This window comes from Legionella sp. W10-070 (genome assembly GCF_900640175.1).
Classification (GTDB): domain Bacteria; phylum Pseudomonadota; class Gammaproteobacteria; order Legionellales; family Legionellaceae; genus Tatlockia.
In genome coordinates, this window is record NZ_CAAAJC010000044.1 from 1 (window position 1) to 8,450 (window position 8,450).

An 8,450-nucleotide genomic window follows, 5' to 3' on the forward strand; every position below is an offset into this window, starting at 1 on the left:
ATCAAATCAATGTGGTTGGGATTTCAAGCTCTAGGAATTGCTGCAGAAATGTTCAAAAATGTTTTGTCAATAAAAACTTAGGGCCAATTGGAAGCATAAAGCGCGGGAAGTGGGCAGTTTAAGTTGAAATGTCAACTGACTCTAGTAAACTTCGACCTTCAAATCAGGTGTTTTTGATAAGCTCTTTTATTATAACCAGCTTCGTTGTTGTGTGTTGTATGTAAGCGTAGTTTCACCAGTATCAGGATCCTCTCTTACACCTATGCTGGGGTATTGGGCAATATTGCTAGATTTGGACAAGGAGGGTTGCAGATTAGGATAGGTATTTAAAAATTGGATTCCTTCTTCGATTTCTTTTAATTGGCTATCGAATAAATTTCGCCCATCAACATAGATGCTATAGACTGCAACCGTTAATACAAGAGCAGACAGGATTGCCATACCTAATCCTAAAAGAGCAAGCCCTAATGGCCCGCTAGCCACAGCAGCACCAAATAACACCACACCCAAGGCCCCTGTAGCAGCTGCTATAGAATTTGTGATAATACACAACCCGGAAAATACTTTATTCATCTTCTCTTCTTCAAGCTGGCTTTTTAGCAGAGAAAAAGGATTATTTATTGAATCCATATACAATGCAGGATTGAAGCGATTATCATTGATCGCAGCATTCATTGCTCCTACAATATTATCATTCAGCAAACGAATCGCTTCAGAATTTGAAATTCCCCTTAATTGATGGAGGCTGGCAGCCATCTTCGCAGCATGCTTTTTTAAAGCCAATAGAGCGTCATATCTGGCCGTCTCCCATTGTAACGTGTCTTCGTTTAACAGTTTTGCCTGGATTGCTTTTTCATAATCGGTAAGGGAGAAGCGGGGAAGGTGTATTCTTGTAAAAAATAGCATGGTAAATCACAATTTGATCTAGGAGTACGCATTTTAAACAAGGCATTCTTATTTTTCAAGCGCTTTAAAATCAGCTGCCAGACTGAAACCAACTGTAAGCAATCTTTTTATTCAGAAATCAGGGCAGGTACTTTACTAAACAGTGCAAGTACTCACTTGCTATATCCAATCCAGTCTCCTTAGCTATTTCCTGAAGGCAAGTAGGGCTGGTTACATTAATTTCAGTGAGAAAATCGCCAATAACGTCAATACCAACAAAATAAAGGCCTCTTGCTTTAAGCGTCGGTGAAATTTGCTTACAGAGCCAGCGATCTCTCTCCGTGATCGGCACCACCTCTCCCCTTGCACCTGCTGCAAGGTTACCGCGCAGCTCTCCTTTGGCAGGAATTCGAGCCAAAGCATAAGGGACTGGTTCACCATCTATCAATAATATCCGTTTATCTCCCGTACTCTTAATCTCGGGAATATAATGCTGCGCCATTATATTTACAGTCCCCCCCTGGGTTAAAACCTCCAGGATGACTGATAAATTAGACGCTTTTTCATCCACGTGGAAAACAGCACGTCCTCCCATTCCTTCAAGCGGTTTGAAAACAACATTCTGATGATGCTCCCAAAAAGCACGTAACCGGCCAATATCGCGGCTGACAAGGGTTGGAGGACAACACTGTGGAAAATTTAAAGTAAAAAATTTCTCATTTGCATCACGTAAACTCTGAGGCCTGTTAGCAACCAGAACCCCTTCTTTCTCTGCCAGTTCCAGTGCATAGGTCGCATAGATATACTCCATGTCAAAAGGAGGATCCTTGCGCATCAGGATAATATCAAATTCATCCAAGGGTAACTCACCTGCGGGCTTAACCTCAGCCCAATGCTCGCTCCTGACGTCATTAATGATAATCGTTGACATACGGGCGTAAGCACGGCCTGAATGACAATACAAGTCAGCCTGGGTGAAATACATACAAGTCCAGCCTAAGGCTTGTCCAGCCTTAAGCATCGCAATTGTGGTATCCTTGTAAGGCTTTAACTGGTGTAAAGGATCCATTAATACGGCAAGTTTCATAGCATTCCCCATGGTATTCAGATGGCTGCAATTTCTCTTGCTGCAGCCAAAGCAGCAAGCCGCGCGATTACCCCGTAAGCATAAAAACGATTCGGACAATCGGCAACTGCGATGTCATTGGATGGCATATTACAAGCCTGTGCAAAGGCTAAAGGCTCAAAATGCATGCCCGGTGCATTCAAATTCTCGTTAACACCTCGTCCCTGATGAACCCGATAGAAGCCACCAACAACAAATTGGCCAATCATATAAACGACCGGCTCTGCTACAGCACCATTGGGCATGGTTTCAAACGTATAAACCCCTTCCTGAATCATGACGCGATTCACTTTCCGCCCCCCCTTGCTTGCAGCCATACGGGTACGTTGTTTGCGATTGAGTTGGCGTAATTCCTCCCCATCATGTACCATCATCACACTCATGCCATAAGTGCCATTATCCGCTTTAATCACTACAAACGGTTTTTCCCTAATCCCATAAGTCGCATATTTATCTGCTATCTGAGAAAGTAGCCACTGGGCTTGGTCAGCAAGGGTATCAAGCCCTGCCTGCGCCATGAAATCCACCCCTTCTACCGCAGAAAAACAGGGATTAATCAGCCAGGGATCAATATTAACCAATTGAGCAAACTCGGAGGCAACTTCATTGAAATAATGAAAATGAGCCGACTTAAACCGCGTAGACCACCCCAGTTCGGCAGTCGGTCTGATTGGCTGTTCCAAACCTCGAAGAATATCGGGTATACCAGCAGATAAATCATTATTCAGCAGCACCAGGCAGGGATCAAAATCTATTAAACCAATCCGATTGGCTTGCCGCTGCAAGGGTTCAATAACCAACGTCTCGCCCTGCTCTGTCCTTACTTCCTGTGGCGTGGTTATTTCTGGATCCAGGCTGCCAATACGTACTTCAAAACCAGCTTTCACAAATATATCCCTCAGCACACTTAGGCTTTGAAGATAAAATCGATTACGGGTATGACTTTCAGGGATAAGTAAAATTTTAATACAATTAGGCATGCAATCGACTAAAGCCGATTGAGCCGCTTGAATACATAATGGTAAAAAATCCTGGTTAAGATTATTAAATCCAGCAGGAAATAAATTGGTATCGACCGGAGCCAATTTAAAACCCGCATGGCGCAAATCAACGGAAGAGGTGATGGGGGGTGGTGTTTCCTGCCATTTTTTTCTAAACCAGTATTCGATCGTCGTTATCTGACTCAAAATCACTTCTTCGACATGATCTAAAGGGCCACAATTTGCCGTCATCAAATGAGGCACTGGGATATCATGTTGCATGCTCTCTCCCGTAAAATTTAGGATGGTAACTCAGGTTTGGTTCGAATCAAAGATGTAGCATCAGAAGCCAATAAGTAAGTATTAATCCGATCTGATTGCCCTAGGTTCTGTGCACTTATCGCGAGCTTGAGTCAAAAAGCCTTGATTGGCGAGCACCGAAGCGGAGCATACATAGAAGTATGTGAGCATCGGAGCGCAGAAAATCAAGGCTTTTTGGCCAAGATAGTAGATAAGGGCACAGAACCTAGCTTAGTTATAGACTATTAATTTTATTCTGTTGGCATCCAGTTAACCAGACCTATTTGGAACTCTTGTCAAAAAGCTTATCATATAATGTCTGCTTATTAATTTTATATTGCCGGGATTTATCTGCTATCATGGCGGCAATCCAGACAAATGCAGGGGGCAAGATGAATATAACAGAGTTGCTTCAGCAGTATGACACCCAAATCCAGACTCTCCAATATCTCTTAATGCTCATTAACGCACTCTTACATGTTTTATTTGCTGGCGCAGTCGCCCGCGATGCCGGTAATTTATATCAGTTGGGTCAACGCCCAGCCCTGGTATCTGCCGCCACCTGGGCCTTTGCGACCCTGATCGGCGGAGTAATTACAGCTACCATTTACTGGTTTATTCATCACTCTACCCTTACACGACCAACCATGAGAGAGAAATCCTATGACAGAGCATGAAATAGCAACAATTGATGTTCAGGAATTAAAGACGCGTCGCGAAGATGACCCTGACTTATGCTTGATTGACGTAAGGGAAGCACACGAATGGCAGACTTTACGCATCCCTGGCGCATCTCATATTCCTAAAGACGAACTCGCTTATCGCATTAAAGCAGCAGTTCCTGACCTGGATAAACCTGTCTACCTTCATTGCAGGGGGGGTGTCAGATCGCTTGATGCCGCAAGCTGCTTAATGGCACTCGGTTATAAAGAAGTATATTCTGTAGATGGTGGCATTGCTGAATGGAGCCTGTTAGGTTATCCGGTTGAAAGTTAATTGCAGGCTCTATGAACAAAATTTTTCACAGAACCTGGCACCCCAGGGTTTGCATTTAACTTTTAGAAGGTGTAGGTGAAGGTTCACTGCCAGATTGCTCTGCCCCTTTAGGAAGAGAACCCCATAGCATACGTCCAATGCTGCCTGCTATTGATGAAGGTTGCTGAGGGTTAACCGCAGCTATCTCGTTGCCTTTTTTTTCAAAGTTTTTTAAATCCTCTTCTTTCATCTGAGCAAATGGATGTCCTTCCTTCATTTTATGCCCGGGATCAAAAACCAATTCCTCATAAAATTTCATCGCCTCAGCAGCCATCTGGCGTTCGCTTTCTATATCGATTTTATTCTCTTTAATTCCTGTTTTCTTGCTTTCCTTACGTACCCCTATCGCATAGATCAACTGCTCACGCAGATCACTCCCTTTCGGCAAAACTTGTACTACGATGTATGCAATACCGCTAAACCTCACTGCCTTTAATTTATTCTCTTTCCTGGCTTCTTCTTCACAGTTAGCAGAAGTTGTCTTATCTAATTGCTGAATCATTATTTTCAAAAACTCAATATGGGGACGCCGATGGTCTGGTAACTCCTCCACTGTTCTTACTCGCTTATAACCTTTATACCTCTCAATCGCACTATTAAATTCTTTTTTAAGTAAGTCATAATCTGTTAATTCAAAACGCATCGTTCTCTCCTTAACTTCATTAATAGGCTACGGTGTATTCATTCACCGCAAACCAGTGTAAACCAATTAAAAACCGCCGTCATGGATTTTCTTTACACAGCACAGAACCTAATCCAGGTAAGTTAAGCAAGTGTTTACCAACAATCAAAACTGCTTTAGGATGTCAAAAATTCGTTTTGCAAATTATTATGAAAAAACGCTTAATATTATTATCCCTTCTTTGTTCCCCATTGCTTTTTGCTGACTCTCCAAAGCCAAGGTTAATTTTGCAACTGGTCGTTGATCAGCTGAGAGGCGACTTACTTTATCAATATCAACAAAACTTTGCTGCCGATGGCTTTAATTACTTACTTGCTCATGGAATTAATTATCGTAATGCACATCATTCTCATGCCAATACAGTCACTTGTGCAGGCCATGCCACAATTGCCACCGGCAGCTACCCGGCCTTGCATGGAATAATCGATAACAACTGGTATAACCGACAAACTCATCAACCCATTTACTGTGTGGAGGATAAGAAGAGTCCTATTCTGCTGACCCCGCGATCAAAAAAACCGCTTGCCGGACGATCGCCGCGTAATTTGATCGCCTCCACGCTAAGCGACGAACTTGTATTAGCGCAAACCGGACTAGCCTTTGCTGTTTCTTTTAAAGACCGCGCTGCAATTACTTTAGCCGGGCATGCGGGTAAAGCATTTTGGTTTGACAAGAAAAACGGGGGGTTTATTACAAGCCGCCATTACTATTCAGCTTATCCCCAATGGGTGACTGATTGGAACAGCCACTATAAAGCAGAAAATAAAACCTGGACCTTAAGTGCATCAACAGGCAATTATCATTATGCCAGGGCGCCTGCCTTTAAAAACCGTTTTCAAGACTTTGGCCCAACCTTCCCTCATAAGCTGGGCACTCCTGACTCGGCAACGTATTATAAATTTTTATCAATGACCCCCTTTGCCGATGAACTGACTGCTGATTTTGCTATTGACCTTCTAAAAAGTGAACAATTGGGTACTTCCAGGCAAAAAACTGATTATCTGGCGGTAAGCTTCTCTGCAGTAGATGCCATTGGCCACCAATTTGGCCCTAATAGTCTAGAATCAGAAGACAATTTACTAAAGCTTGATAAGACACTGGCCAAGTTCTTAAAGGCGATTGATCAACAAGTTGGGTTGGACAATACGCTTATTATACTAACCGCTGATCATGGCGTTAGTGATTCACCTGTTTATCTTGCAGCACATCACATCCCCGACAACGGTTCCCTAAAACGTCAGGCAATGGAGAAAATAATTGAAAAAGCATTAGCTGAACAATTCAAGTTGCCTGCGGATACACTGCAAGCCATCGCCTTGCCTTATATTTATCTTGACCATCAGGTGATTGATGAGCATCAATTATCCCTGCAAAAGGTGAGCGCTTTTTTAGCCGATACGTTGCGTCAGCAGCCTGGTATTTTTCAAGCCTATACCCTGCCCCTGGGGGGTACTGAGCATGACTGGTTAAGTGCAAAAGTAGATAAGATGGCGTTTCCTGGCCGTGCTGGCGATATTTACCTGGTGCCTCCACCGTTTCAAGCCCTTGCTGATAAAAACGAGCAGCGAGTAGCCCATGGCACTCCCTGGCAATATGATAGCTACGTTCCTTTATTATTCGTAAATCCAGCCTTTAAAGCCCAGGGAATCATCAAATCAGTCGATAGTACTGATATCGCACCGACACTTGCAGCGATTCTTTCTATCAAGCCCCCATCGGCTGCGACAGGACAACCGCTAGCCGAAGTGATCACAGCATTTAGGAAATGACTTGAAATCCGCTGCAAATGACCCTATTTTTTATCAAAGGGTAAATTTTTTCTACTGATGGTACAGGTAAACAGGATTGGCAATGAATAATATCAAAACATTTATTTTTCTAGCTGCTTTAACCGCATTGTTACTCATTATCGGAAGTGTTTTAGGGGGGCACACCGGCCTTCTGATTGCCCTTGGTTTCGCTGTTGTCATGAACTTTGGCGCTTACTGGTATTCAGACACCCTGGTTTTAAAAATGTATAACGCGCAGCCTCTGGATACCAGCCATCCTGTTTATCGAATTGTGTCACAACTCGCAAATAAAGCCCAAATCCCCATGCCAAAGGTCTATCTGATCGATAACCCCACCCCAAATGCCTTTGCAACCGGCAGAAACCCCGAACATGCCAGCATTGCAGTTACCAGCGGATTACTCAACCGCATGACTTCAGAAGAGTTAACCGGCGTACTTGCCCATGAAATATCGCATGTCATCCATCGTGATACTTTAATCAGTGTAGTTGCAGCAACTATTGCAGGCGCCATTAGCGGTATCGCTAATCTATTCATGTGGACATCGATGTTTAGCCATGGAGGCGATGACCGCCCCAATCCTGTAGTTGGCCTGTTAATGATGATCCTGGCTCCATTAGCTGCAGGGTTAATACAAATGGCCGTTTCCCGCTCACGGGAATATGAAGCAGATGCCAGGGGCGCAGAGTTATGCGGTAATCCACTATGGTTAGCCAGTGCTTTAGCAAAACTTGAAATGGCCAATCAACACAGTCAGTTTCAACAAGCAGAAGAGCATCCAACGACCGCCCATTTATTTATTGTTAACCCATTAAGTGGTGAAAAGTTAGGCGAATTGTTTGCCACTCATCCATTAACAGCTGAGCGCATCAGACGTTTACAGGAAATGGCCAGATAATCTGTTTAAGTGGTGATATCTAAATGAAAAGCATGCCGCTGAAAAAATAATAGAAGTAGAAGAGTTTGTATGGGTTTAAAGTAGTTTACTTTTTAGATCAGATTACCCAAAAAATGTCCGGCATTACTTGACCACTCCAGTAAAAAGTGAGTCGATAAAAGGGACCGAAAGGCCCCTAAATTCAACTCAAGTTATCGCATAATTACATGTCTTTTTTATGCGCCGCTTCAGCAGATTGCTCCGCTTCAGCGGATTTATCGGACTCCATGTAAACCTTGTTTTCATAACCGGGTACGCTGCCTGAAATAAAATTAAGCTGAGAAGCATTTACAGTTACGTATTCCACTTGAGTTGTTTTGCTGCTGGCTAACCGCGAACTGCTTTTTATTTCCATTTTAGTAATATCACCTTCAATAGTTCCTTTAAGTCGTACTTTAAAAACAGACGCTTGTACTTTAAAAAAAGACGCTATATAACTGTCATCAGGCCCTACTCTATATTCTTGAGTAAGTTTAGCATATTGCGCCGCTTCTTCTTGAGTACGAAATATTCGAGTTTCACCTTGCTGAGGAATGGCGTTTTTAATTTCTTGATCTGAAATCTTGTTTCTGTGTTTAGGATAAGGAAAACCTTTCTCCAAAAAACTAGGCTCCGTGAACGAAATTTCTAATTAGTTGAAAAAAAGGCAGTTTCTATAGTGAAATACGATTTGCCGTCGAAAAATCACTAAAAGAACTGCCAAAATGAATAATAA

9 protein-coding genes are annotated in these 8,450 nt (G+C 42.9%); 4 read left to right on the plus strand and 5 right to left on the minus strand.

Translation table 11 applies throughout. The features are described 5' to 3' along the window. Window positions 1-189: 189 nt before the first annotated feature. The 3 genes from E1O65_RS12155 to gshA form a co-directional block, all read right to left on the minus strand. Window positions 190-906: a hypothetical protein gene (locus tag E1O65_RS12155; protein ID WP_133133861.1), complete on the minus strand. Its 717-nt coding sequence runs from the start codon at window positions 904-906 to the stop codon at window positions 190-192. A gap of 118 nt (window positions 907-1,024) precedes the next feature. After that, window positions 1,025-1,972 carry a glutathione synthase gene (gene gshB, locus E1O65_RS12160; protein WP_133133862.1) on the minus strand — a complete coding sequence of 316 codons (948 nt, stop codon included), beginning with the start codon at window positions 1,970-1,972 and terminating at the stop codon, window positions 1,025-1,027. Window positions 1,973-1,989: 17 nt separating this feature from the next. Further along, on the minus strand, window positions 1,990-3,273 hold the full coding sequence (gene gshA / locus E1O65_RS12165; protein ID WP_133133863.1) for a glutamate--cysteine ligase: 1,284 nt from the start codon (window positions 3,271-3,273) through the stop codon (window positions 1,990-1,992). A 410-nt stretch (window positions 3,274-3,683) separates the two neighbouring features. Between gshA and E1O65_RS12170 the strand changes: the two genes are divergently transcribed. Beyond that, entirely contained in the window at window positions 3,684-3,968 is a 285-nt protein-coding gene (locus tag E1O65_RS12170) for a hypothetical protein (RefSeq protein ID WP_133133864.1), read from the plus strand. Next, window positions 3,955-4,287, plus strand: a complete 333-nt coding sequence (locus E1O65_RS12175) for a rhodanese-like domain-containing protein (RefSeq protein WP_133133865.1) — start codon at window positions 3,955-3,957, stop codon at window positions 4,285-4,287. The genes E1O65_RS12170 and E1O65_RS12175 overlap by 14 nt, the downstream gene beginning before the upstream one ends. Before the next feature lie 55 nt (window positions 4,288-4,342). On the opposite strand, the gene E1O65_RS12180 is transcribed toward E1O65_RS12175, so the two are convergent. Beyond that, complete coding sequence (locus E1O65_RS12180) at window positions 4,343-4,969, minus strand: hypothetical protein (protein WP_133133866.1); 627 nt, start codon at window positions 4,967-4,969, stop codon at window positions 4,343-4,345. Between the two features lie 188 nt (window positions 4,970-5,157). Between E1O65_RS12180 and E1O65_RS12185 the strand changes: the two genes are divergently transcribed. Both E1O65_RS12185 and htpX read left to right on the plus strand, forming a co-directional pair. After that, entirely contained in the window at window positions 5,158-6,777 is a 1,620-nt protein-coding gene (locus E1O65_RS12185) for an alkaline phosphatase family protein (protein ID WP_133133867.1), read from the plus strand. A gap of 82 nt (window positions 6,778-6,859) precedes the next feature. Continuing rightward, window positions 6,860-7,696 (plus strand): zinc metalloprotease HtpX, encoded by an 837-nt coding sequence (htpX, locus tag E1O65_RS12190; protein ID WP_133133868.1) that lies wholly within the window; start codon window positions 6,860-6,862, stop codon window positions 7,694-7,696. Between the two features lie 202 nt (window positions 7,697-7,898). On the opposite strand, the gene E1O65_RS12195 is transcribed toward htpX, so the two are convergent. Further along, window positions 7,899-8,336: a hypothetical protein gene (locus E1O65_RS12195; RefSeq protein WP_133133869.1), complete on the minus strand. Its 438-nt coding sequence runs from the start codon at window positions 8,334-8,336 to the stop codon at window positions 7,899-7,901. Window positions 8,337-8,450: the final 114 nt, after the last annotated feature.